The following is a 22463-nucleotide window of genomic DNA, read 5'->3' as shown; positions in this document are numbered from 1 at the left end:
CGTGCCAGCCCTTACGTGTCGCTGCCCATCTCCGCCGTGAACTGCTTCCACGGTACGGCGTGGTGCCAAGCAGCATCCCGCACCATGCAGCAGCGCACCACCTCTGCGGGCTCGGTGATCAAGTCGACGTGCGTGAGCTGATCGTCGTCATCGAATCGCAGAAGCGCGATGAGCCGGCTGTCGAACAGCCAGAAGTCCTCGGCGGGGAGCCGGAGCCGGTCCGCGTCGGCACGCCACAGGTTGCGGATGTCCTCGCCCATGACGCTGTTCCGCTTGGCGTTGTCGAGCAGGTAGAGCTGCCCAATGGTCGGCGGCTGGTCCACAATCCGCACGCGTTCGACGCGTTTGCCCTGGTCGGTCTGCTTACGGATCGCTTGACAGTACCGGTTGTCGAACGTCCAGTCCGCTCGCCCCGTCTCCACGAACTGCTGCCAGTTGTCGTTGGTCTCGTCACTGGCGTATCGGCGTCGCGTCTCCAGTCGCCACGCCGTGTGCTCGAACTTCTCGAACAGGCCGCCGAACTCGTCCAGATCGATCGTCCGCACCTGTCGCGTCCGCTCCTTCGGGGTCCAGTCGACCAGCAGGTCCCTCGGGACCACGATCGCGACCTCTCCCTCCGAGAGGTGCTGGAGCTGTGCGATGTCTTCCGGGTCCGTGAGCGGAGGACCGTGCACGACGACCTCCCCACTGTCCAAGTCCTCATGTACGGAGGGACATCCACCGCTGCTGCTCCCCGTCCCGTTGAACCGCAACCTGCGCGCCACGCACAACCACCCTCTGGGTGTCGATGAAGCTGGTGCGCACAGCATCTCGGTGCCTCTGAGTGAATGTCCATGCATCCAGAGTGACCGCGCGAGAATAACGAAGAATATTCGCCCCCTTTCTCCTCACCCGCCCCCTACGGTCGTCGCCGAAGCCACCCACCCCCACCTCGGGAGACCCGGTGACCCCCACGACCAATGCCCGACCCCGCTCCCCGGCCCAGCTTCCCCCCGGCTTCGACGCGTGGCTGCTCGACTGCGCCCCCGTCGCCGGCTGTGACGTCTGCGGAGCGAACTGGCGGCAGTTGCTCGCCTGCAAGCAGGCCGGGAACGTCACCCAGGCCATGCGCCACGCCACCGAGATCCGGGACCACCCCTCGGGCGTGCACATCCGCCCCTCTTCCCCCAAGGACTCCCGCCCACCCCGGGCGGCGGCGGTCGGGTACGGCCGTGACAGCGGAGCAGGAAGGTACAGCGATGGTGAACGGAAGTGACCTGTACGCGCTCGACCTCGGCGGCGCCTCGTTCCTCAAGGCGTGCGGCGGGAACACCCACCCGGACGGCGAGTCCTGCGTGACCCTCGCCCGCATCGGCGAGGACGCCTGGGCCCTCGGTGACAGCAAGCGGCCCGACCTGGAACCGCTGCGGTTCACCACGAACGAGTTGAGCGCCGCCGGGATCGACCCGGCCCGCTTCGGTCTGGCCCACTGAGCCTCGATCGATCCAGGAGACCCAGCCGGTTCCGGGGCGGCGTCGTCCCGGGACCGGCCAGCACAGCACAGCCCAGCCCACTGGAGAGGACCAGGTGCACCATCACGCCTACCTCTGGACCGGCCCCAAATCCCGCTTCGACGAGGAAGCCTTCCGGCGCCCGCCCCACCCCGAGCCGCCCCCGCCCAGCAGTAATCCTGAACTGATCCAGCGGTACCGGCTGGCCACCGCCGAGTTCACCACCTGCGACCTGCCCCCGCTGGAGACCGCGTACTGGCTGGTCAAGCCCCGCTCGATCGTCAAGGGAACCTGGTCCGAGCCGTCGGCCGCCGCCGCCTGGCTCGGGGAGCGGCTCACCGAGTACGCGCCCCGGTTCGCCGCCGAAGCGCACCGCTCCCCCGGCCGTCTGGCCGCCCTCCTCGCCTCGGCCGCCGAACGGCTGGCGGCGGGCGGTGACATCTCGCTCGGGTTCTACCTCGAACGGCCCGTGTTCCTCTCCGTGGCCCTGGTGGGCTGCGCTCCCCATCGCGCCCGCCCGGACCTGCCCTGCCCGCTCGGCGCATGACGAGGGCGCCCGGTGCCGCACACCGCCCGGCCGGTCAGCTCCGCCGCAGCCGGCGCAGGCCCAGGAACGCCGCCACCCCGACGGCCAGGATCACGGCGCCCACCTTCAGGCTCGGAGTGCCGCCCTTGTCCCCCGACCCGTCGGAACTCCCCTCCCCCGACGGCGACTCGGCAGCGGACCGTGCGGGCGCGTCGGCCGCCTGGACGGAGCTGTCCGCGCCCTCGCTGCCGTACATCAGCTTCGTACCGTCGGCGGAGTACGACACGGACTCGCCCTGCCCCTGGAACGGCACGTCCAGCCGCCCGCGCCGCTTGATCCGGCCGTCGTTCCAGTCGTAGTAGACGCCCCCGAAGTAGCCGCGCACGGCGAACTGCCTGCCGTCCGGGGAGAACGCGGCGTCCGTGGCCCACAGGTCGACGGGCGCGACCTGGCGGAAGACGTTCGCGCCGGACGTGGAGAGGGCGGCCGGCCCCTCGTACAGGTGCCCGCCCTCCTCGTTCTTGTCGATGATGTACACCCGCCCGGTCTTCGGGTGGACGAGCAGCGACTCCGCGTCGCGCGGACCGTCCGCGTACTTCACCACGTACTGCGCGGCCGTGACCGTCTGGTCCGTCAGCCGCTCCGGCTCGGGCAGCTTGTAGATCCACACGTACGGCCACTTCCCGCCGAAGTTGTCGCCGATGTCGCCGACGTAGATCTGGTTGTCCGGCCCGATGGAGACGGCCTCCACATCGCGCGGCGAGCCGATCCCGCGCAGGGTGATCCGGGCGACGGTCCGGCCGGTGGCGCTGTCCACGGCGTACAGGTACGGCCCGTCGTCGCTGTCGTTGTGCGTCCAGTAGATGCCCGGGTGCTGCCGGGAGGCGGCGAGCCCGCTGGACTCGGTTATCCGCGGGTCCTTGATGGTGAACCCCTTGTTCCCCTTGTTCTCCTTGTTCCCCGCGCCCTCGGCGGTCCCGGTGGCGGAGGCGGGCAGCGCGCAGGCACCGGCGAGCAGCACCCCGGCGAGTACGGCGAACGATCGACGCATGAGCCAAGCCTGCCATCCCCGGAGGGGGTCCGGGGGAGGTGGTCGGCCTCACACCCCCCGGCGGGCCGCGGGCCCCGGACATCGTCCATGATGAGCCGATGCTTAGGTTCATGCCCGTGGGCGACTCCATGACGATCGGGAGCGCGGGCGAACACACGTGGCGTTACCGGCTGTGGCGGCACCTGTGCGAGACGTACGGCGGCCCGTTCACCTTCGTCGGCCCGCGCGAGACGCTCTACGACCAGCGGGCCGGCGCCCCGACGTCCCTCGCCTACGCCGAACCCGGCTTCCCCCGCGGTCATCTGGCGGGCTGGGGCGAGGGCTGGATGCACATGGCCCCGCTGATCGGCGAGGCGGTGCGCGCCCACCGGGCCGACGTGCTGCTGGTCTCCCTCGGCCTGATCGACCTGGGCTTCTACACCAACGCCGAGCAGACGGACGAGAACGTACGGGCGTTCGTCGTGGGCGCGCGGGAGGCGTCCCCGCGCATACGGATGGTGCTGCTGCCGGTCATACCCAACGTCCGGGCGGCGTCCGACGCGCCCTTCGCCGAGCAGGTGGACCGGTTCAACGACCTGCTCGCCAAGACGGTCGCCGACCTGGACGAGGCACGGTCGCCGCTGCTGCTGGCCTCGCTGCCCGAGGAGTGGGACATCCACACCGACACCTACGACGGCACCCATCCCAACGCGAGCGGGGAGCACCGGATCGCGGGGGCGTTCGCGGGGGCGATGTGGGAGGCGTGGGGGGTCGGACAGCCGTACGAGGACTGATCAGGTCGGATGAAATCCGGCGTTACGTAGGCGTGGTGCCTATCGTTGTACTGCGCGGCTGCCCGGTCCGTGAGGCAGCCGGGGAGGAGCGCCAAGTGACCGTCCTGGACGACAGGATCGACATGGCCGACGCCAACACCGAGCGTCTTGACGAGTGGTTCGAGCTGCTCGAGCGCATGCCCGTCCCCGAGGGATACAGGGTCGAGATCGTCGGGGGCAACGTCCACATGACGCCACAGCGGGGCACACACTGGATCATCATCCGCCGGATCGTGCGGGCGCTGGAGGACAGGTTCGGTATGGACGTCCAGGTGTTCTCCGACGTCCGCATCGACTTCCCAGGTAACGAGAACGGCTTCTGCCCGGACGTCGCCCTGCTCAAGGACTCGGCGCACATGGACGACGCGGGCCACTGGCAGCACCAGGACGTCGAGTTCGTCGCCGAGGTCATTTCCAAGGGCACCGCGGCGAACGACTACGGCCCGAAGAAGGCCGCCTACGCCGCCGCCGAAGTCCCCTTGTATCTCGTCGTCGATCCCTATAAGGGCATGTGCTACGTCTACACGCAGCCCAAGGAGAACGACTACATCACGCGGACGAAGGTCGCCTTCGGCGAGGACATCGACCTGACCGGCACCGTGATCGACCTCGTGCTCAAGACCGACGGCTTCCCCCGCGACTAGTCCCGCTCTCGAGCAGGGTCGTGAGCCGCCGCGGTGACGCGGGTCACATGTGCCGCCCTGTCACACCGGCGGCCCCGTCGGCATCTCGTGGGTGACAGAACGCCGCGCCCCGTGTCCGCGCGGCACCCGCTCCCCCGTGAGGACGACACCATGACCGGCTCCACGACCACGGCCCCCCGTATCGACCTGACCGCCGACGGCCTCGGTGCCAGGCTCGGCAAGCGGTTCGCCGCCCTCGGTCTCGGCGTCACGCAGTCGGCGCTGCCCCGGCGCACCCAGGAACTGGTGATGCTGCGCGCCAGCCAGATCAACGGCTGCGGTTACTGCGCCGACCTGCACACCAAGGAGGCGACGGCGCCGGCGAGACCGCGACGCGGCTGCACCTGGTGGCCGCCTGGCGCCACTCCACCGTGTTCACCGAGGCCGAGCGGGCCGCGCTGGCGCTCGCCGAGGAGGGCACCCGGCTCGCCGACGCCCACCAGGGCGTGTCCGACGCGACCTGGCAGGAGGTCCGCGAGCACTACGACGAGGAGCAGACCACGGCGCTGGTCTACCTCGTCGCCGTGATCAACGCGGCCAACCGGCTCGGCGTGATCGCGCACCATCAGGGCGGCTCCTACGAACCCGGCATGCTCACCCAGATGCAGAGCTGACCGGCTCCTCGCGCGCGCCCGGTGCCGGGCGCGCGCGACGGCAAGCCCTTGCCTAGAGCGCACTCCAGGCCGTTGGCTGGTGGACCATGGAGTACACGCAACTCGGACGCACGGGACTCAAGGTCAGCCGGCTCGTCCTCGGGACGATGAACTTCGGTCCGGAGACCGACGAAGCCGACAGCCACGCGATCATGGACGCGGCGCTGGACGCGGGCATCAACTTCTTCGACACCGCCAACGTCTACGGCTGGGGCGAGAACAAGGGCCGGACCGAGTCCATCATCGGCAACTGGTTCGCCAAGGGCGGCGGCCGGCGCGAGAAGACGGTCATCGCCACCAAGGTGTACGCCGACATGGGCACGGACGGCGCCCCGGTGTGGCCCAACCACGACAAGCTCTCCGCGCTGAACATCCGGCGCGCGGTGGACGCCAGCCTGAAGCGGCTCAAGACCGACTACATCGACCTCTACCAGTTCCACCACATCGACCGGGACACGCCGTTCGAGGAGATCTGGCAGGCGATCGACGTCCTGGTCCAGCAGGGCAAGATCCTCTACGTCGGCTCCAGCAACTTCCCCGGCTACAAGATCGCCCAGGCCAACGAGGCCGCCGCCCGCCGTGCCGGCACCATCGGGCTGGTCAGCGAGCAGTGCCTCTACAACCTGGCCGAGCGGCGCGCCGAGATGGAGGTCATCCCGGCCGCGCGGGACTACGGCCTCGGGGTCATCCCGTGGTCGCCGCTGCACGGCGGTCTGCTCGGCGGGATCATCAAGAAGGAGGTCCAGGGCGGTCGCCGTGCCTCCGGCCGGGCCGCCGAGACCCTCAAGGACCCGGCGGCCCGCGCGCGGATCCAGGCCTACGAGGACCTGCTCGACAAGCACGGTCTGGAGCCCGGCGAGGTGGCCCTGGCCTGGCTGCTCAGCCGCCCCGGCGTCACCGGCCCGATCGTCGGCCCGCGCACCGCCGGACAGCTGGAGTCCGCCCTGCGCGCCGTGGAACTGGAACTGAGCGAGGACCTGCTGACCGCCCTCGACGAAATCTTCCCGGGCCCGGGCCCGTCCCCGGAGGCCTTCGCCTGGTAACCACAGAGGGACCCGCGCCCCGATAGGGGCGCGGGGAACTGCGCGACCAGCGACAACGGGCCCGCACCCGAAGAACAGGCCCGCGGTTCCCCGTCCCTCTCCCCCACGCCCACCAAAAGCGCCCCGTCAGGGGCGCGGGGAACTGCGCGACAAGCCACGGACGGCCCGCAGCCGAAGAAACAGGCACCCACACCCGGCAAAGGCACCCCGCAGGGGCCCGCGGGGAACCGCGCGACAAGCCACAGCCGGCCCGCAGCCGAAGAACGGCCCGCAGCCTCCGTCGGCGTACTCCTACCGCATGGCCGACGCCACAGCCACCACCACGAACATCAACACAAGCGCACCGGCCATGATCCGGTTCCGGGTTTTCGGGTCCACGTATTCGAGACTAACCGCCCCCGCCCAGCGCCCACCGCCCGACCACCTCGTACCGGGGCTGCTCCCCCGGCACCCCGGACGCCGGCAGCCGGCTGCGCATCAGCACCAGGTCGGCCACGGACCAGCCGCCACCGGCGAACTCCGCGAGCGCGGCGACGTACGGCCGTACGTCCACCGCGTGCCGGCTGCGGGCCAGCGTGAGGTGGGCCTGGTACCGCCGGTGCTCCCCGCCCGGCAGCCCCGCCTTCCGCGCCGCCGCCTCCGCCCGCCCGGCCAGCAGCCGCAGTTCCGCCACGTCGCCCCGGGCGCCCACCCACAGCGCGCGGCCCTGGCCGAACTGGCCGCCGCCCGCGAGGGCGAGGGTGAACGGCGCCGCCCGGCGGGCCGCACCGGCCAGCCGGTCCGACAGGGCGGGTACGACGTCGTCGGGGACCTCGCCGTAGAAGGCGAGCGTGAAGTGCCAGCCGGGACGGCCCGTCCAGCGCAGCCGGCCGGCCCCCGGCAGCTCCCGCAGCCGGTCCACCTCGACGGCGAGCTCGTCCGCGATGTGCTCCGGGGGCAGGACGGCGGCGAAGAGTCTCATGGCCCTCACGATCGCAGAACCGGGCGGGCATGATGGGGCGATGACGATCACCATCCGGGAGGGTGGCCCCGACGATCTGCCCGCGATACTCCGCATGCTCGACAGCAGTGTGGAGTGGCTGGTCTCACAGGGCCGCACCCGCCAGTGGGGCACCGAGCCGCTGTCGGGGACCAGGACCGTCGAGGCCGTCGGGCGGGCCATGGCCCGGGGCACGACGTACATCGCCGAGATCGGCGGCGAGCCGGCGGCCACCCTCACCCTCACCGACGGGCCCGGCGCCTATCTGTCGCACCTGCCGGCGCCCGGCGAGCCCGAGCGGTACATCCACTGGCTCGCCTCCGACCGCCGCTTCAAGGGCCTGGGCGCGGGCAGCGCGCTGCTGGCGCACGCCGCCGAGGTGACCCGGCGGGCGGGCGTGGGCCTGCTGCGGGTGGACTGCTACGCCGGTGGCGACCGCAAGCTGGTGGCCTACTACGAGGCCCACGGCTTCACCCCGACGCACGCCTACACCCACGGCCCGGACGCCTGGCCGGGGCAGGTGCTGGCCCGGAGGGTCGGCTAGACCCTCCGGGCCGGCGCGGGGCTCATGCCTACGCGGCCGTGGCCAGCCGCTCCCGCTCACGCGGGACGAAGCGGACGCTCGGGTGGCCGTGGTGCCAGCCCACCGCCAGCCGCAGGCCGCCGATGCGGGCCAGGACCAGGCCGACGGCGCCGGCCGCGAGCGCGGAGACCACACCGCCGGCGGCGAAGCCGGCCCGGGCGCCGTAGGTGTCGGTGATCCAGCCGACCACCGGCGCGCCCAGCGGCGTACCGCCCATGAACACCATCATGAACAGGGCCATCACCCGGCCGCGCATGGCCGGGTCGGTGCCCATCTGCACGGCCGTGTTCGCGGTGACGTTCACCGTCAGGCCGAACACCCCGATCGGCACCATGAGCAGCGCGAACAGCCAGTACGACGGGGCGGCAGCGGCGACGATCTCCAGCGTGCCGAAGGCCAGCGCGGCGGCGATCAGCACGCGCAGCCGGGCCGTGCCGCGCCGGGCGGCCAGCAGGGCGCCGATCAGGGAACCGACGGCCATCAGGGTGTTGAAGAGGCTGTAGGCGCCGGCGCCCGCGTGGAAGACGTCGTCCGCGTAGGCGGTCAGCCACACCGGGAAGTTGAAGCCGAAGGTGCCGATGAAGCCGACCAGGACGATGGGCCAGATCAGCTCCGGCCGCTTGGCCACGTAGCTCAGGCCCTCGCGCAGCTGGCCCTTGCCGCGCGGCGCGCGCTCGACCACGTGCAGTTCGCGGGCGCGCATCAGCAGCAGGCCGGTGATGGGCGCGGCGAAGGACAGACCGTTGACGAGGAACGCCCAGCCGGTGCCCACGCCGGTGATCATCAGGCCGGCCACGGCGGGGCCGACGAGCCGGGCGGACTGGAAGTTCGCCGAGTTCAGGCTGACCGCGTTCTGGAGCTGGTCGGGGCCGACCATCTCGGAGACGAAGGACTGGCGGGCCGGGTTGTCCACCACCGTGGCGAGGCCGACGGCGAAGGCGGCGACGTAGACGTGCCAGACCTGGACCTGTCCGGAGAGGGTCAGCGCGGCGAGCGCGAGCCCGGTGGCGCCCATCGCGGACTGGGTGACCAGCAGGGTGGGCCGCTTGGGCAGGCGGTCCACGAGGACCCCGCCGTACAGGCCGAACAGCAGCATCGGCAGGAACTGCAGGGCCGTGGTGACGCCGACGGCGGCCGAGGAGCCGGTGAGGCTGAGGACCAGCCAGTCCTGGGCGATGCGCTGCATCCAGGTGCCGGTGTTGGAGACGACCTGGCCGGCGAAGAAGAGGCGGTAGTTCCGGATCCTCAGCGAGCTGAACATCGAGGACTTGCGGGAAGCGGGCGCGGTGGTGGTAGGGGTCGGTGCGGGGGCGGAAGGTATTCCGGATCCCGTACTCAACAGGATTCGCCTCCTCGGTCGGTGCGCTTACAGGTGTGCGAGTTTCTCCAGCACGGGGGCGGCGGCGCGCAGGGCGGCCCACTCGTCCTCGTCCAGGCCCTCGGCCAGGCCGGCCAGGAAGGCGTTGCGCTTGCGGCGGCTCTCTTCGAGCATCGCCTCGGCCTGTTCGGTCTGGGTGACCACCTTCTGGCGCCGGTCCTCGGGGTGCGGCTCCAGCCGGACCAGTCCCTTGGCTTCGAGCAGCGCGACGATGCGGGTCATCGACGGCGGCTGGACGTGCTCCTTGCGGGCCAGTTCACCCGGGGTGGCCGAGCCGCAGCGGGCGAGGGTGCCGAGCACCGACATCTCGGTGGGGCTCAGCGACTCGTCGACCCGCTGGTGCTTGAGCCGACGGGACAGCCGCATCACGGCGGAGCGGAGAGCGTTCACGGCGGCAGCGTCGTCGCCATGGGTAAGGTCCGGCATGTTCTTTAGCGTAACTCATTACTCTTACTAAAGACCACTCGGGCGGTCCCGTGCCGCCCGTGACGCCCGCCACTGGACCCCGCGCCCGCCCGGCGGAAGGCGCGCAAAAGCAATGAGCGCCCGGACCGTGGTCCGGGCGCTCGTGCGGAAGGGGCCGCTACGGGGTCACGTGAGACCCAGGGCCGGCATCAGGTAGTAGAAGGCGAAGACGGCCGAGACGACGTACATCGCCGGCGGGATCTCCCGGGCCCGCCCGGCGGCCAGGCGCAGCACCGTGAAGGTGATGAAGCCCATGCCGATGCCGTTGGTGATCGAGTAGGTGAACGGCATCATCAGCATCGTGACGAAGGCCGGCATGGCGATGGTGTAGTCCGCCCAGTCGATCTCCTTGATGGAGTTCGACAGGATCAGGAAGCCCACCGCGAGCAGCGCCGGGGTGGCCGCCTGGGACGGGACCATCGTGGCGATCGGCGTGAGGAACAGCGCGACGGCGAAGAGGCCGCCCGTGACGACGTTCGCGAGGCCGGTGCGCGCGCCCTCGCCGACGCCCGCCGTGGACTCCACGAAGGCGGTGGTGGCCGAGGCGGAGCTGGCGCCGCCGGCCGCGACCGCGAGGCCGTCCACGAAGAGGACCTTGTTGATGCCCGGCATGTAGCCCTCGGCGTCGGTCAGCTTGGCCTCGTCGCTGATGCCCATGATCGTGCCCATCGCGTCGAAGAAGCACGACAGCAGGACCGTGAAGACGAACAGGATGCCGGTCAGGATGCCGACCTTGTGGAAGCCGCCGAACAGGCTGACCTCGCCGACCAGGCCGAGGTCGGGGGTGGAGACCGGGTTGCCCGGCCACTTCGGGACGGTCAGGCCCCACGACGGGACGGTGGCCACCGCGTTGATGATCACCGCGACCACGGTCATGCCGACGATGGAGAGCAGGATCGCGCCCGGCACCTTGCGGACGATCAGCGCGAAGGTGAGCAGCACACCGAGGACGAAGATGAGCACCGGCCAGCCGGTGAGGTGACCGCCGACGCCCAGTTGGAGCGGGACGGTGGTCTGGGCGGCGTCCGGCATCCGGGTGACGAAGCCGGAGTCGACCAGGCCGATCAGCATGATGAACAGGCCGATACCGATCGAGATCGCCTTGCGCAGGCCGAACGGCACGGCGTTCATCACCCGCTCGCGCAACCCCGTGGCGACCAGCAGCATGACCACGAAACCGGCCAGCACGACCATGCCCATGGCGTCCGGCCAGGACATGCGCGGCGCGAGCTGGAGCGCGACGACCGAGTTCACGCCGAGGCCGGCGGCGAGCGCGATCGGCACGTTGCCGATGACGCCCATCAGCAGGGTGGTGAACGCGGCCGACAGCGTCGTGGCCGTCACCAGCTGACCGTTGTCCAGCTGGTGGCCGTACATGTCCTTCGCGCTGCCGAGGATGATCGGGTTCAGCACGATGATGTACGCCATCGCGAAGAAGGTGGCGAGACCGCCCCGGACCTCACGGGCGACGGAGCTGCCGCGCTCGGAGATCCGGAAGTAGCGGTCGAGGAAGCCGAAGGCGGGAGCACCGCCCGGCCTCTCGGGGGTGGGGACCTTGGCAGGTGCCGAGGTGGACATGCGTGACCTCATCACCAACGGGGTTCCCCCGAGCCCTGTTGGAGTTTCATACGAGCGGAAGCGGCCAAAGACAAACGGCTCCAGTATGAACGTATGAGTCATAGATCGCTATCTCCGCGCGTAGACAGCGGCGGCGCATAAGCTGTGCGCATGGCTAAGTGGACCCCCAAGCACGAGGCGCCGGAGCCCCTGGAGGGGCCCGTGGTCGCCACCATCACCGGCGGCACGATCGTGTGGTTCGTCCTCTTCCTGGTCCAGCTGCCGTTCTACGGCTGGTTCGACGACCGCGGCCACACCTGGTGGCTGTGGACCTGCCTGGCCGGGGGCGGGCTGGGGCTGATCGGCGTCTGGTACGTCCGCAAGCGGGACGCGGCGATCAAGCGGGCCGCCGCGCCGGATCCGGCCGCCCGGTAACGGCCGGCGCCGGTGGGCGGACGGGCGCGTCCGCACGTACCGTCGAATGCATGAGCCACATACGCGCGGGCGCGGAACTCGATCCGGCGCGTCCGGTGCCGTCGTCGAGGACCCGCCCGGCCGGGCTCACCCCCGCCGAGGTCGCGGAACGCGTCGCGCGCGGCCAGGTCAACGACGTGCCGGTGCGCAGCAGCCGCTCGCTGGGGGAGATCGTCCGGGCGAACGTCCTCACCCGGTTCAACGCGATCATCGGCGTGCTCTGGCTGATCATGCTGGTCGTCGCGCCGATCCAGGACAGCCTGTTCGGCTTCGTGATCCTCGCCAACACCGCCATCGGGATCGTCCAGGAGTGGCGGGCCAAGCAGACCCTGGACTCGCTCGCGGTGATCGGGGAGGCCCGGCCGACGGTACGGCGGGACGGCGTGGCGGTCCAGGTGGCCACCGGTGAGATCGTCCTGGACGACCTGATCGAGATCGGCCCCGGCGACAAGGCCGTGGTCGACGGGGTGTGCGCGGAGGCGGACGGGCTGGAGATCGACGAGTCCCTGCTCACCGGCGAGGCCGACCCCGTCGTCAAACGCCCCGGCGACCAGGTCATGTCCGGCAGCTTCGTGGTCGCGGGCAGCGGCGCCTTCCAGGCCACCAAGGTCGGCCGCGAGGCGTACGCCGCCCGGCTCGCCGAGGAGGCGTCCCGCTTCACGCTGGTCCACTCCGAGCTGCGCAGCGGCATCTCCACCATCCTCAAGTACGTCACCTGGATGATGATCCCGGCGGCCGTCGGGCTCGTCGTCACCCAGCTCGTCATCGAGAACAACGACCTCAAGGACGCCGTGGCGCGCACTGTCGGCGGGATCGTGCCGATGGTCCCCGAGGGGCTGGTGCTGCTCACCTCCGTGGCCTTCGCGATCGGCGTCATCCGGCTGGGCCGCCGGCAGTGCCTGGTGCAGGAGCTGCCGGCCATCGAGGGCCTGGCCCGCGTCGACACCGTCTGCCTGGACAAGACCGGCACCCTCACCGAGGGGGGCATGGACGTCACCGAGCTGCGGCCGCTGAACGGGGCGGACGAGACGTACATCCGCAAGGTGCTCGGCGCGCTCGGCGAGTCCGACCCGCGGCCCAACGCCTCCCTCCAGGCGATCATCGACGCCTGCCCGGACAGCGAGGAGTGGCGCTGCGTGGAGTCGCTGCCGTTCTCCTCCGCCCGCAAGTACAGCGGGGCCGCGTTCAGCGAGGGCGACGGCGAGACCAGCACCTGGCTGCTGGGCGCCCCGGACGTGCTGCTCGCCCCCGGCGACCCGGCCCTGGCCGAGACCGAGCGGCTCAACGAGCGGGGGCTGCGGGTGCTGCTGCTGGCCCGCGCGCACCGGGACCTGGACGACCCCGAGCCGGCCCGGGACGCCCGCCCCACCGCCCTGGTCGTCCTGGAACAGCGGCTGCGGCCGGACGCCGCCGACACCCTGCGCTACTTCGCCGAGCAGAACGTGCGGGCCAAGGTCCTCTCCGGGGACAACGCGGTGTCGGTCGGCGCCGTCGCCGCGAAGCTCGGCCTGGAGGGTACGGCGGTGGACGCGCGGCGGCTGCCCGCCGACCCGCCGGCGATGGCCGAGGCGCTGGACTCGGGCACGGTGTTCGGCCGGGTCACCCCGCAGCAGAAACGGGACATGGTGGACGCGCTCCAGTTCCGCGGCCGTACGGTCGCGATGACCGGGGACGGCGTGAACGACGTGCTGGCCCTCAAGAGCGCGGACATCGGGGTCGCCATGGGCTCCGGTTCCGAGGCCACCCGGGCGGTCGCGCAGATCGTCCTGCTGGACAACAGCTTCGCGAGCCTGCCCTCGGTGGTCGCCGAGGGCCGCCGGGTGATCGGCAACATCACGCGGGTGGCGACGCTGTTCCTGGTGAAGACCGTCTACTCGGTGCTGCTGGCGGTGCTGGTGGTGTGCGCGCGGGTGGAGTACCCCTTCCTGCCCCGGCACCTGACCCTGCTGTCCACGCTCACCATCGGCGTCCCGGCCTTCTTCCTGGCCCTCGCGCCCAACACGGAACGGGCCCGACCGCAGTTCGTGCGCCGGGTGATGCGGTACGCGGTCCCCGGCGGGGTGGTGGCCGCGGCGGCGACCTTCCTGACCTATCTGCTCGCCCGGCACCACTACTCCGGCCCGGGCGCGCTGGACGCGGAGACCAGCGTGGCCACCCTGACCCTGTTCCTGGTCTCCATGTGGGTCCTGGTGATCATCGCCCGCCCCTACACCTGGTGGCGGGTGACCCTGGTGGCGTCGATGGGCGCGGCCTTCCTGCTGGTCCTCGCCGTCCCCGCGCTCCAGGACTTCTTCGCGCTGAGGCTGGTCGGCGTGACGATGCCGTGGGCGGCGGTCGGCGTGGCGGCGGTGGCGTCCGGGGCGCTGGAGTACCTGTGGAGATGGGTCGGCCGCCGTTTCCCGGTCTAGCCGGGATCCATCGACCCGCGTGGCCGGAAATCCCCTCACCGGAATCACCTATCAGGGTGACGGCCGTATGGGTGACGCGGCGGGCCGGGCAGAGCGACTGGTGCCACGCACGTCCGGCATCCCCCGACCAGCAGTGAGGAGTCATCATGTCGATGATCCAGACCGGCTCGCTCCAGCTGTCCTCCAACCAGCCCATCGAGACCCAGGGCGGGGACACCTCCACCTTCACCCGGGTGACCTTCCCGACCCCCTTCCCGGCCGGGTCGACGGTGGTCGTGGTGGCCCAGACCCAGACCTTCAACGGCCCCGAGACGCCCGGCATCCGGCTGCACGACGTCAACCGCGAGGGGTTCCTGATCCGCTTCAACGAGCTGAACCTCAACGCCACCACCCGCAGCGACGGCCGGCACGTCACGGAGACGGTCGGCTGGATCGCCAGCACCGTCTAGCGCACGGGCAGGGGTGCCCCGGCCGCCGCCGGGGCACCCGTGTGCGCGGCTCTCAGCGCACGTCGACGTGGTCGCCCGGGCCGCTGACGGCCGAGGTGGTGGACGTGCCGGCGAAGCCGAAGCGGTAGGAGCCGTCGGAGCGGGCCCTCACCGTCGCCCGCAGGGCGCCGTTGGCGGAGGAGGTGAGGGTCTTGACGGTGGTGTAGGCGCCGCCGCCCGCCGCGCGGAACTGGAGTTTGACGGACCGGCCGCCGAAGGCGACCCAGGTGCCGTGCCGCCAGTCGGCGCGGGTCAGCCTGCCGGTGACGGTGATCGTCCCGCCCTTGCGCACCGGCTCCGGGGCGGCGTCGGCGGTGAGCCTCGCGGCGCGGCGGACCGGGACGGTGCCGAGGCCGCTCCGCCAGGTGTCGGCGCCGGTCTTCTTGTCGACCGCGACCCCGCCCTGCTTCCAGGTGCCGGCGTCGGAGTCGTACAGCTCGCGGGCGGGGATCGTGATCGTGGCCCGGCAGTTCGCGGTGGTGGCGTCCACCGTGGCGCAGGTGCCCGGGCCGTCGGCGGCGATCTGGGCGTCGGCGCGCTCGGCCGAGCTGCCGCGGTAGAGCACCGGGCCGGTGAGGACGCCGGACATCGACACGGTCGCGGGGTGCGTCACGGTGTAGGTCGCCTCGACCTTCACGATGGAGGTGGCGCCCAGGGTGATCGCCCTGCCGCCGTTGACCTTCAGGTGCGAGAAGGTGACGTCCGGCGCCGCGGGGGCCGGGTGGGCGGCGGGCACGGCGAGGGCGGAGAGGGCCAGGGCGCCGGAGACGGCGGCCGCGGTGGCACGGATGCGCATGGGTGTTCCCTTGGAGGGAGAAGCGGATCGGGGAGTCGGTCGACTCACGCGATCAGATCCCCGCCCCACGCCCCGGTCTCCACGGTTCGGGCTCTTCACGGCCGGGTTCGGCCCACCGAATACCCCCGGGTGGCGCAATCCGGGGGTACGGGCCGGGGTCCCGGGCCCGGAAAACGGTGTCCGGGCCCGGGAGCCGGGCGGCTTACTTCACGTCGATGAAGTCGGCGGCGGAGTTGACCGCGGCGGTGCCGGAGTTGCCCGCGAAGGAGAAGCGGTAGTAGCCGTCGGCCGAGGCCTTGACCGTCGTCTTCAGGTTGCCCTTGGAGTCGGCCTTGATGGTCTTGACGGTGGTGTAACCGGTGGTGCTCTTCTTGCTGTACTGGAGCTTCACGGACTGCGAGCCGTAACCGGCGTACTTCAGCGACTCCCAGTCGGCGCGGGTGAGGGCACCGGTGACGGTGATCGTCTTGCCCTTCTTCACCGGCTCCGGGGTGGCGTTGGCGGTCAGCTTGGCGGCGCGCTGGAAGGAGAAGGCACCGGCCTTCTCCTTCCAGACGTAGTCGCCGTCCTTGGCGTCGATCCACGCGTCCACGTACCAGGTACCGGCGCTCTTGTTGGTGAGGTAGTCCGTCCTCGGGTCGATCTTCACCGAGGCGGTGCAGGTGGAGGTGGTGGCGTTGACCTTGGCGCAGGTGGGCTTGCCGGTCATGGCGAAGCCGTGGTCCGGGCCGTAGAGGGAGAAGTCGTCATCGGCGCCCTTGATGCCCGAGTTGTCCGTCGCGGTCACGCTGACCTTGACGGTCACCGCGCCGGAGGTACCGATCTGCACCTTGTTGTCGCCGTCCACGACCACCTTGGTGATCTTGACGTTGCCGTCGACGGCGTCGGCCTGGGCGGCCGGCACGGCGAGGGCGGAAAGGGCCAGAGCGCCGCTCACGACGGCGACAGAGGCACGGATGCGCATGTGTTTCCCCACGTTCAGATCAGGGAGTCGGGATGACTCCGCTGATCTGACCCGGGGTTGATGTGAAAGGTTGTACTAGTGATGTGAATTTTTCGTGGACCCGATGGACCGGGCCGCTGCCGGGGTCAGTCGAACCACCGATCCCGGGCCAGTTCCTCCGTCCGCGACGGGTCCTCCAGCAGCGCGGCCACCTCGAACCGGCGCGGCCACTGCCCCGCCGCCCAGGCCAGCCCCGCCGCGACCCCCTCCAGGGTGGCCGCGTGCAGCACACCGTCGTCGGTCAGCCGCCAGTCGATCTCCACGCCGTCCACAACGAGTTCCTCGTGCTCGACGTAGACCGAGGGCGTGCGCGGCCCGAGCAGCACCCGCACCGACTCCGGCACGTCGTGCCCGGTCCCCTCGGAGTGCACCTCGCCGGTGACGGACTCGCTCAGCCGGCGCACCTGGAACAGCTCGGCCAGCTCGGCGGCGCGCGCGGGCCGCACCGGCAGCAGCGGCACCCCGGCGGTGAACGGCAGCAGGTCCGGGGAGTCGACCACCACGGCCGAGGTGGCGTCCACGACCTCCACCCGCCCGTCGACCACGGCCCGCAGCTCGTCCGGCAGGGTCACCCGCTCGGGCTCCAGCTCCGCCAACGCGCTGTACAGACCGTGCAGTTGGGCGGGCGTGACCGGGCGCTCCGGGTCGGCGAGCCGGTCCAGCAGCTCGGCCGCGCCGCCGGGCTCGTCCAGCAGCGCGCCGACGGAGGTGCGCACCCCGAGCGCCCGCAGCACCTGCTCGTCCTCGAACCCGGTCGCGTCCGCCTCGTCGTACAGGCCGCGCAGCAGCGGGTCCCCGCCGGCCGCGAGCAGCCCGGCCGGGCGCCGCCCGTCAAGCACCGGGTGCCCGCGCAGCCACCACGCGGTGTACGGCCGTACGGTCTCGTGGGTGCCGTCGGGCAGCAGGATGCGCACGGGCTGGGTCAGGGCGTCCCGCAGCGGCGGCCGGGCCAGCAGGGCGAGCGCCTCCGGCCAGTGGTCGTCGTCCACCAGCTCCAGGTCGCGTACGGCGACGAGTTCGGTGGCGACGGGCGGCACCGGGCTGTCCGGGAACCGGTCGAGGATGTCCTCGCACCACACGTCCACGGCGTCCAGCAGCCCGGCGTCGTCGGGCTCGGCGAAGTCACTGTCCCGGGGCTCCAGTTCGTCCGGGTCCAGGACCACGTCGGTGGCGCGGACCAGCGCGAAGTCCGCCAGCACGCCGCACGCGGTGAGCGGCTGCTCGCCCCAGCGCTCGGCCAGCTCGGCGTCCACGGCGGCGAGTTCTCCCTCCCGGATGACCCGGGCGAAGGGGCTGCCGGGAAACACCAGTTCACCGGCGGGCGCGAGTTCGCCGTCCTCGTCGGGCAGCGCGAGCGCGCCCAGCCAGGGCTCGTCACCCGGCTCCAGCCGCGCGTCGCGGACCAGGGCGAGCACGGTCTCGGCCAGCTCCTCGGCGTCCGGCGCGTCGTCCTCCCAGAGCGGACCGCCGCCCTCCTCCAGGGAGCCCGCCACGGCGGCCCGCACCTGCGGGGTGGTCAGCACCGCGCGCGGGGTCGCGGGCAGCGCGCCCAGCTTCTCCAGCAGCGGGTGCGCGGCGTCCGGGTGGGCGACCTTCAGCCCCAGCCGCCCGAGCACGTCCGGGTCGATCCGGGCGGCGTCCGGGGTGGGCAGCAGCACCTGCCGGGGCCCGATGGTGGTCCTGTTGTCGGCCAGCGGCACCGGCAGCCCGGACAGCCGCTCCGGGTCGACCCCGGCGAGGCTGTCGTACAGCCGCCGCCACCACTGCGGCTCCTTCTCCAGCCCGGCGAGCCGGTCGACGGCGTCGGCGAGCGGCAGCCGGGCGACACCGAGGGTGCGCAGCTCGGCGCGGCGCTCCAGCCCCGCCGGCAGCAGGGTGGGCAGCACCTCGGCCAGCACCCGTACGGTGTCGGCGCCGGCGCCCTCCACGACCTCGGCGTCCCGGGGGCGCAGCGCCTCCGGCAGCTCCTCGTCGCCCTTCGGCGCGACGGCCGGCGGCAGGAAGGCGGTACGCGGCAGCCGCTCCAGCACGGCCTGCCGCAACGCCCCGTCCAGCGCGCCCTTGCCGAGCGGCCCGGGCACGAGGTCGATGATCCCCTCCCCGACCGGCCGCCACTCGGCGAGCAGGGCGGCGTAGGCGTCGGCCGCGCGCTGCACCAGGAAGTCGGTGAGCGGTCCGGGCGCCGCGTGCCGGCGGGTGGTGTCCAGCGGGAAGGAGGCGATGAGCAGCGCGGGCACGCCCAGCGGCTCGTCGCTCGGGGTCGGCGCGTGCACGACCGGGCTGGTACGGGGCCGGGCCGGGGCGCCGTACGTGTCGACGGGTACGGCCCAGGTCACCGACCAGTGGGGGCGCAGCCGCTCCTCCACGGGCCGGTCGGCGAGCAGGTCGGGGGTGAGCGGCCCGTGCGCGGACGCGGTACGCCAGTGGGTGACGCCGTCCCGGGAGTCCTCCACGACCGTGAAGGCACCGTCGGTACGGCGGCCGAGGGTGCGCGGTTCCCGCCCCTCGATCTCCACGACGACCTCCGTCAGCCCGGGCAGGGCGAGCAGCAGGGCGTCGTCCACACCGGCGAGCAGCCGCTCGGCGAGATCGGCGGCGGCGGCGTCGCGCAGGGGCAGGATGACGGCGGTGTCGTACGGCTCGGGGGCGGTGCCCTCGGCGGCGAAGGGCAGCCGCAGCAGGGGCACGTGGCCCTCCCGGCGGCGCACCTCGTCGCCCAGGCCGGGGCTGTGCCGGGCGACCTCGGCGGCCAGTTCCCGGGCCTCGGCGAGGGACCAGCGCACGCCTCCGTGCCGGCCGACGATCGCCGGTTCGTCGGTGACGGCGAGTACGGCGGCGAAACCGACCCCGAACCGGCCGACGGCGGCGTGCGTGTCCTCGGCGCCCCGTTTCGCGGAGGCGCGCAGCGTGGACAGGGACTCGACGCCGGCCGCGTCCAGCGGGGCGCCGGTGTTCGCGGCCACGAGTACGCCGTCGCGGAGGGTGAGCCGGAGCCGTCCGGCCGTCCCGGCCCGCGCGGCGGCGTCGGCGGCGTTCTGCGCCAACTCGACGACGAGCCGGTCCCGGTAACCGCCGAGGACGAGATCCTCCTCGGCGTTGGCGTCCTCCCGGAACCGGGCGGGACTGGTCGCCCAGGCGTCGAGGACCCCGCGTCGCAGCCGGGCCGTCCCGAACGGATCGGCCCCCTCCACCGCCGGCCGCACGAACTTGCTCACGATCACTCTCCATCCTCCGCGTGAGGACGAAGGTACAGCGCGGAGGGGTTGGGGGCCGAAGGGGTGTGAGCGGAGGGGTCTGGTCCGGGTCGGCGCGCGGCGCTCGAGAGGTGGGGTGGGTCGGGGTGCTCGGGGGAGTCGGAGCGGGCGGTGTGGTGACGTGGCCGTCGGGCCGCTCGCTTCCCGGTCAGTGTCGGGCTTCCACGGCCCGCCTCAAGGGCGCTGCGCGTCGGCTGCGCCGATGGGCCTGCGGCCCACCCTTGACCCGGCCCGCTCCAGCCCGGGGCAGAAGCGAGCGAGCGGCCGAAAGAACAGTGGCCCAGCCCGGTACCAGACCCATAGGTGAGCTACACACTCCCGTAGGCAGGGATACGCGATCACCCCTCACCCGCACGCCGGGTCGGCACAGCGGCCTGCGGCCCGGTGGCGGGTCCTCCGGGCGAGTGGGCAGCCCCGGCCCGGGAGGGGCGGGGGGACCTAGTTATGGACACCCGTTCCAAAACAAGCCACCCACCCACCCACCGGATCCACCGCCCGACCACCCACCCGCAAGCCGCTTGACCGGCCCGGCGTGCTGGCGAGGCGCGGGCGCGCATCCCCGACCCACGATGCGAACGCAGCCCACCGCAGGGGCCAAGGGACCTGAGTGGGCCACTTTCCCCGGGCTGCCCGCTCGCTTCTCCCCCGTGCTGGAGCGAGGTGTGTCAAGGGTGGCCCGCAGGGCCATCGGCGCAGCCGACGCGGAACGCGCCCTTGACTCACCTCACGGAAGCACGACACTCACCGAGAAGCGGGCGGCCCCACGGCAACCATGGCAACCCCGGGCCGTATACGACTCCAACTCCCGGACACCACCGGACATGCGCGGACAGTGACTCTACGCAACCACTCCGTCACTCTTCAGAAGCGCCGGAAACGGACACGCTGAGTACGTGAACCGCGAATCCCCCACTCCCGCCCCGAACTTCTCGATACAACTGTCCCCCACCCCGCGAGGGGCCCGGCTCGCCCGTCTCCTCGCCACCGAGCAACTCCGCTCCTGGGGACTGCCCATGGACCCCGCCGCCCTGATCGTCGCGGAGCTGGCCGCCAACGCAGTCGTCCACGGCCGCGCGGCCGGGCGGGACTTCCGGCTGACGCTGTACCCCGTAGGGGACGTGTTACGGATCGAGGTGACCGACACGCGGGGTGACCGGCTGCCGGAGCGGGTCAGCCCCGCGCCGGACGCCGACTCCGGACGCGGGCTGCTGCTCGTGGACGCGTTCGCGGACCGCTGGGGTGCCGCGCCCGGGCCCGCGCCCCGCAAGACCGTGTGGGCCGAGGTGCGGATCGGCTCAGGCGACGTGGCGGCGGTAGACCTGCCGGGAGCCGCCCTCCGGACCGGGGGCCGCCGGCTCGGCCGGGGTGAAGCCGAGGCGCTCGTAGAACACGCGCGCCCCACTGGCCACCGCACCGGGGTGGTCCGCGCCGAACGTGACCACCTCGACGGTGGCCGGGCCCCTGACCCATCTGCGGAACGCGTCCGACAGCAGCGCGCTCCCGACGCCCCGCCCCCGCGCCCCGTCCGAGACGACCAGCCAGTGCACGTGGTGGACCGGCGGGGCGGCGCCGAACAGGACGGCACCCAGGAGGCCGGACGAGGACTCCTCCGACGCCACCAGCGCCGTACCCGCGCCGATGCTCCGCCGTACCGCCCGGGTGAAGCCGGGGTCCGCCACCATGGGCCCGAACCAGTGCTCCACCTGGGCCGCCAGCCCGAGGAAGCCCGGAAGGTCCTGTTCCCGCGCCGTTCTGATGATCACCGGTGCAGTCTGGCAGCGGAGGCCGCCGTTCAGGAGTGGCCCAGCTCCGCCGTCTCGTCGTCACCGGTCTCCGGCACCGAGCCGGAGTCACGGGCCGGGCGGAGCGGGAAGGGGTCGACCCGGGTCTCGTCGACGACCGGCGCGGCGGGCTGCGGGGGCTTGGGCATGACCGCCGCCTCCGAGTGGCCGCCACAGCCGTAGGCCAGGGACACCACCCGGCCGTCCGCCGGAGAGAACTCGTTGGCGCAGACGCCGAAGGCCTGGCCGAGGGAGCCGCCGATGGGGGCGAGGAAGCCACAGCTGACGCAGGTGGCGGGGGCCGCCTGGGCCATCGGGGTCTTCGGGCCGTACGCCTCCTCCCAGCGGTCGGCCGCGATGTGCAGGCCGTAGCGGGAGAGCACGCGGGCCCGGCGCATGCCCAGTTCCTCGGCGACCGCCGCGATCGAGCCGCGGGTGGGCACCGTCGGCTGCACGGCGGGGGTGCCGGGGGTGACGTCGGCGTCCTCCGCCTCGGCCAGTTCCCGCATCTCCTCGGAGACCGCCGAGTTCCGCGGCGGCTCCTCCTCGCCGGCGTAACCGGGCTCCAGGCGCAGATCGTCCTGGTCGGTGGGGAGCAGATCGCCGGGGCCGAGGTCGCCGGGGCGCAGGCGCTCGCTCCACGGGACCCACTCGGGGGCGAGGAGGGCGTCGGGGCCGGGCAGCAGGACGACCTCGTCGAGCGTGACGATCCTGGCGCGGGAGGCGCGGGCGACCGTCACCGCCCAGCGCCAGCCCCGGTAGCCCAGTTCCTTGCACTCGAAGAAGTGCGTGACAACGCGGTCACCCTCCGAGACCAGGCCCGTGTGCTCGCCGATCACCCCGGGCGCGGCGGCCTCCTCGGCGGCGGCGCGGGCGAGGTCGACGGCCTCGGCGCACAGGCGGTCGGGGGTGCGGCTTCGCGTTGTCGCTGCGCTCACAGGTATCGCTTCTCTCCTACGCCGTCTCGTCGAGTGCGGCTGCCACCGGCGGTTTCGCCTACGGAGCGGACCTGGGGACCGCATCGACGTCTGCATCCGCG

General features: G+C 72.2%; 21 protein-coding genes and 2 pseudogenes. 12 read left to right on the top strand and 11 right to left on the bottom strand.

Annotation, left to right across the window (positions count from 1 at the left end; translation table 11 throughout):
* Nucleotides 1-11: 11 nt before the first annotated feature.
* A complete protein-coding gene (locus ACSURM_RS20775; protein WP_436956969.1) occupies nt 12-764 on the bottom strand; it encodes a DUF6879 family protein in 753 nt (250 codons plus the stop codon).
* Between the two features lie 179 nt (nt 765-943).
* On the opposite strand from ACSURM_RS20775, the gene ACSURM_RS20770 reads away from it, so the two are divergent.
* The 3 genes from ACSURM_RS20770 (at nt 944) to ACSURM_RS20760 (ending at nt 2037) form a co-directional block, all read left to right on the top strand.
* Nucleotides 944-1255 (top strand): hypothetical protein, encoded by a 312-nt coding sequence (locus tag ACSURM_RS20770; RefSeq protein WP_436956968.1) that lies wholly within the window; start codon nt 944-946, stop codon nt 1253-1255.
* Nucleotides 1239-1472 carry a DUF397 domain-containing protein gene (locus ACSURM_RS20765; RefSeq protein WP_436956967.1) on the top strand — a complete coding sequence of 78 codons (234 nt, stop codon included), beginning with the start codon at nt 1239-1241 and terminating at the stop codon, nt 1470-1472. The genes ACSURM_RS20770 and ACSURM_RS20765 overlap by 17 nt, the downstream gene beginning before the upstream one ends.
* 94 nt (nt 1473-1566) lie before the next feature.
* Nucleotides 1567-2037, top strand: a complete 471-nt coding sequence (locus ACSURM_RS20760; RefSeq protein WP_436956965.1) for a hypothetical protein — start codon at nt 1567-1569, stop codon at nt 2035-2037.
* A 34-nt stretch (nt 2038-2071) separates the two neighbouring features.
* Here the strand turns inward: ACSURM_RS20760 and ACSURM_RS20755 are convergent, their stop codons facing one another.
* Entirely contained in the window at nt 2072-3067 is a 996-nt protein-coding gene (locus ACSURM_RS20755; RefSeq protein WP_436956963.1) for a WD40 repeat domain-containing protein, read from the bottom strand.
* A 98-nt stretch (nt 3068-3165) separates the two neighbouring features.
* Between ACSURM_RS20755 and ACSURM_RS20750 the strand changes: the two genes are divergently transcribed.
* From ACSURM_RS20750 to ACSURM_RS20735, 4 genes and pseudogenes are all read left to right on the top strand, one after another.
* Nucleotides 3166-3840: a GDSL-type esterase/lipase family protein gene (locus ACSURM_RS20750; protein WP_436956962.1), complete on the top strand. Its 675-nt coding sequence runs from the start codon at nt 3166-3168 to the stop codon at nt 3838-3840.
* Nucleotides 3841-3935: 95 nt separating this feature from the next.
* Nucleotides 3936-4523, top strand: coding sequence for a Uma2 family endonuclease (locus ACSURM_RS20745; RefSeq protein WP_436961148.1), 588 nt, complete (start codon nt 3936-3938; stop codon nt 4521-4523).
* 150 nt (nt 4524-4673) lie between these two features.
* Nucleotides 4674-5176: pseudogene (locus ACSURM_RS20740) on the top strand (carboxymuconolactone decarboxylase family protein).
* Between the two features lie 86 nt (nt 5177-5262).
* Nucleotides 5263-6258, top strand: coding sequence for an aldo/keto reductase (locus tag ACSURM_RS20735; protein WP_436956961.1), 996 nt, complete (start codon nt 5263-5265; stop codon nt 6256-6258).
* A 388-nt stretch (nt 6259-6646) separates the two neighbouring features.
* Here the strand turns inward: ACSURM_RS20735 and thpR are convergent, their stop codons facing one another.
* On the bottom strand, nt 6647-7219 hold the full coding sequence (thpR, locus tag ACSURM_RS20730) for an RNA 2',3'-cyclic phosphodiesterase (RefSeq protein WP_436956959.1): 573 nt from the start codon (nt 7217-7219) through the stop codon (nt 6647-6649).
* Between the two features lie 40 nt (nt 7220-7259).
* Between thpR and ACSURM_RS20725 the strand changes: the two genes are divergently transcribed.
* Nucleotides 7260-7781 carry a GNAT family N-acetyltransferase gene (locus tag ACSURM_RS20725; protein ID WP_436956958.1) on the top strand — a complete coding sequence of 174 codons (522 nt, stop codon included), beginning with the start codon at nt 7260-7262 and terminating at the stop codon, nt 7779-7781.
* A gap of 28 nt (nt 7782-7809) precedes the next feature.
* Here the strand turns inward: ACSURM_RS20725 and ACSURM_RS20720 are convergent, their stop codons facing one another.
* The 3 genes from ACSURM_RS20720 to ACSURM_RS20710 form a co-directional block, all read right to left on the bottom strand.
* Entirely contained in the window at nt 7810-9159 is a 1350-nt protein-coding gene (locus tag ACSURM_RS20720; protein ID WP_436956956.1) for an MFS transporter, read from the bottom strand.
* A 27-nt stretch (nt 9160-9186) separates the two neighbouring features.
* Nucleotides 9187-9624 carry a MarR family winged helix-turn-helix transcriptional regulator gene (locus tag ACSURM_RS20715; protein ID WP_030612070.1) on the bottom strand — a complete coding sequence of 146 codons (438 nt, stop codon included), beginning with the start codon at nt 9622-9624 and terminating at the stop codon, nt 9187-9189.
* A 165-nt stretch (nt 9625-9789) separates the two neighbouring features.
* Nucleotides 9790-11241, bottom strand: coding sequence for an NCS2 family permease (locus ACSURM_RS20710; protein ID WP_436956954.1), 1452 nt, complete (start codon nt 11239-11241; stop codon nt 9790-9792).
* A 150-nt stretch (nt 11242-11391) separates the two neighbouring features.
* On the opposite strand from ACSURM_RS20710, the gene ACSURM_RS20705 reads away from it, so the two are divergent.
* From ACSURM_RS20705 to ACSURM_RS20695, 3 genes are all read left to right on the top strand, one after another.
* Nucleotides 11392-11655 (top strand): DUF2530 domain-containing protein, encoded by a 264-nt coding sequence (locus ACSURM_RS20705; protein ID WP_359047981.1) that lies wholly within the window; start codon nt 11392-11394, stop codon nt 11653-11655.
* A gap of 50 nt (nt 11656-11705) precedes the next feature.
* Nucleotides 11706-14102 carry an HAD-IC family P-type ATPase gene (locus tag ACSURM_RS20700; RefSeq protein ID WP_436956953.1) on the top strand — a complete coding sequence of 799 codons (2397 nt, stop codon included), beginning with the start codon at nt 11706-11708 and terminating at the stop codon, nt 14100-14102.
* A gap of 146 nt (nt 14103-14248) precedes the next feature.
* Complete coding sequence (locus ACSURM_RS20695) at nt 14249-14551, top strand: hypothetical protein (RefSeq protein WP_189992392.1); 303 nt, start codon at nt 14249-14251, stop codon at nt 14549-14551.
* Between the two features lie 52 nt (nt 14552-14603).
* Here the strand turns inward: ACSURM_RS20695 and ACSURM_RS20690 are convergent, their stop codons facing one another.
* The 3 genes from ACSURM_RS20690 to ACSURM_RS20680 form a co-directional block, all read right to left on the bottom strand.
* Nucleotides 14604-15386, bottom strand: a complete 783-nt coding sequence (locus tag ACSURM_RS20690; RefSeq protein ID WP_436956951.1) for a hypothetical protein — start codon at nt 15384-15386, stop codon at nt 14604-14606.
* Between the two features lie 202 nt (nt 15387-15588).
* Complete coding sequence (locus ACSURM_RS20685) at nt 15589-16350, bottom strand: calcium-binding protein (RefSeq protein WP_436956949.1); 762 nt, start codon at nt 16348-16350, stop codon at nt 15589-15591.
* A gap of 125 nt (nt 16351-16475) precedes the next feature.
* Nucleotides 16476-19604 (bottom strand): sacsin N-terminal ATP-binding-like domain-containing protein, encoded by a 3129-nt coding sequence (locus tag ACSURM_RS20680; RefSeq protein ID WP_436956948.1) that lies wholly within the window; start codon nt 19602-19604, stop codon nt 16476-16478.
* Between the two features lie 932 nt (nt 19605-20536).
* On the opposite strand from ACSURM_RS20680, the pseudogene ACSURM_RS20675 reads away from it, so the two are divergent.
* A pseudogene (locus ACSURM_RS20675) lies at nt 20537-20932 on the top strand (ATP-binding protein); the annotation flags it as partial.
* A gap of 6 nt (nt 20933-20938) precedes the next feature.
* Here ACSURM_RS20675 and ACSURM_RS20670 read toward each other — a convergent pair.
* Nucleotides 20939-21406 carry a GNAT family N-acetyltransferase gene (locus ACSURM_RS20670; protein WP_436956946.1) on the bottom strand — a complete coding sequence of 156 codons (468 nt, stop codon included), beginning with the start codon at nt 21404-21406 and terminating at the stop codon, nt 20939-20941.
* Between the two features lie 29 nt (nt 21407-21435).
* Nucleotides 21436-22362, bottom strand: a complete 927-nt coding sequence (locus ACSURM_RS20665) for a DUF3027 domain-containing protein (RefSeq protein WP_436956944.1) — start codon at nt 22360-22362, stop codon at nt 21436-21438.
* Nucleotides 22363-22463 lie beyond the last annotated feature (101 nt).

It is taken from the genome of Streptomyces sp. SudanB182_2057, assembly GCF_964272715.1.
In the GTDB taxonomy this organism is placed as follows: Bacteria; Actinomycetota; Actinomycetes; order Streptomycetales; family Streptomycetaceae; genus Streptomyces; species Streptomyces rubradiris.
This window is presented reverse-complemented; position numbering and strand designations above follow the sequence as displayed.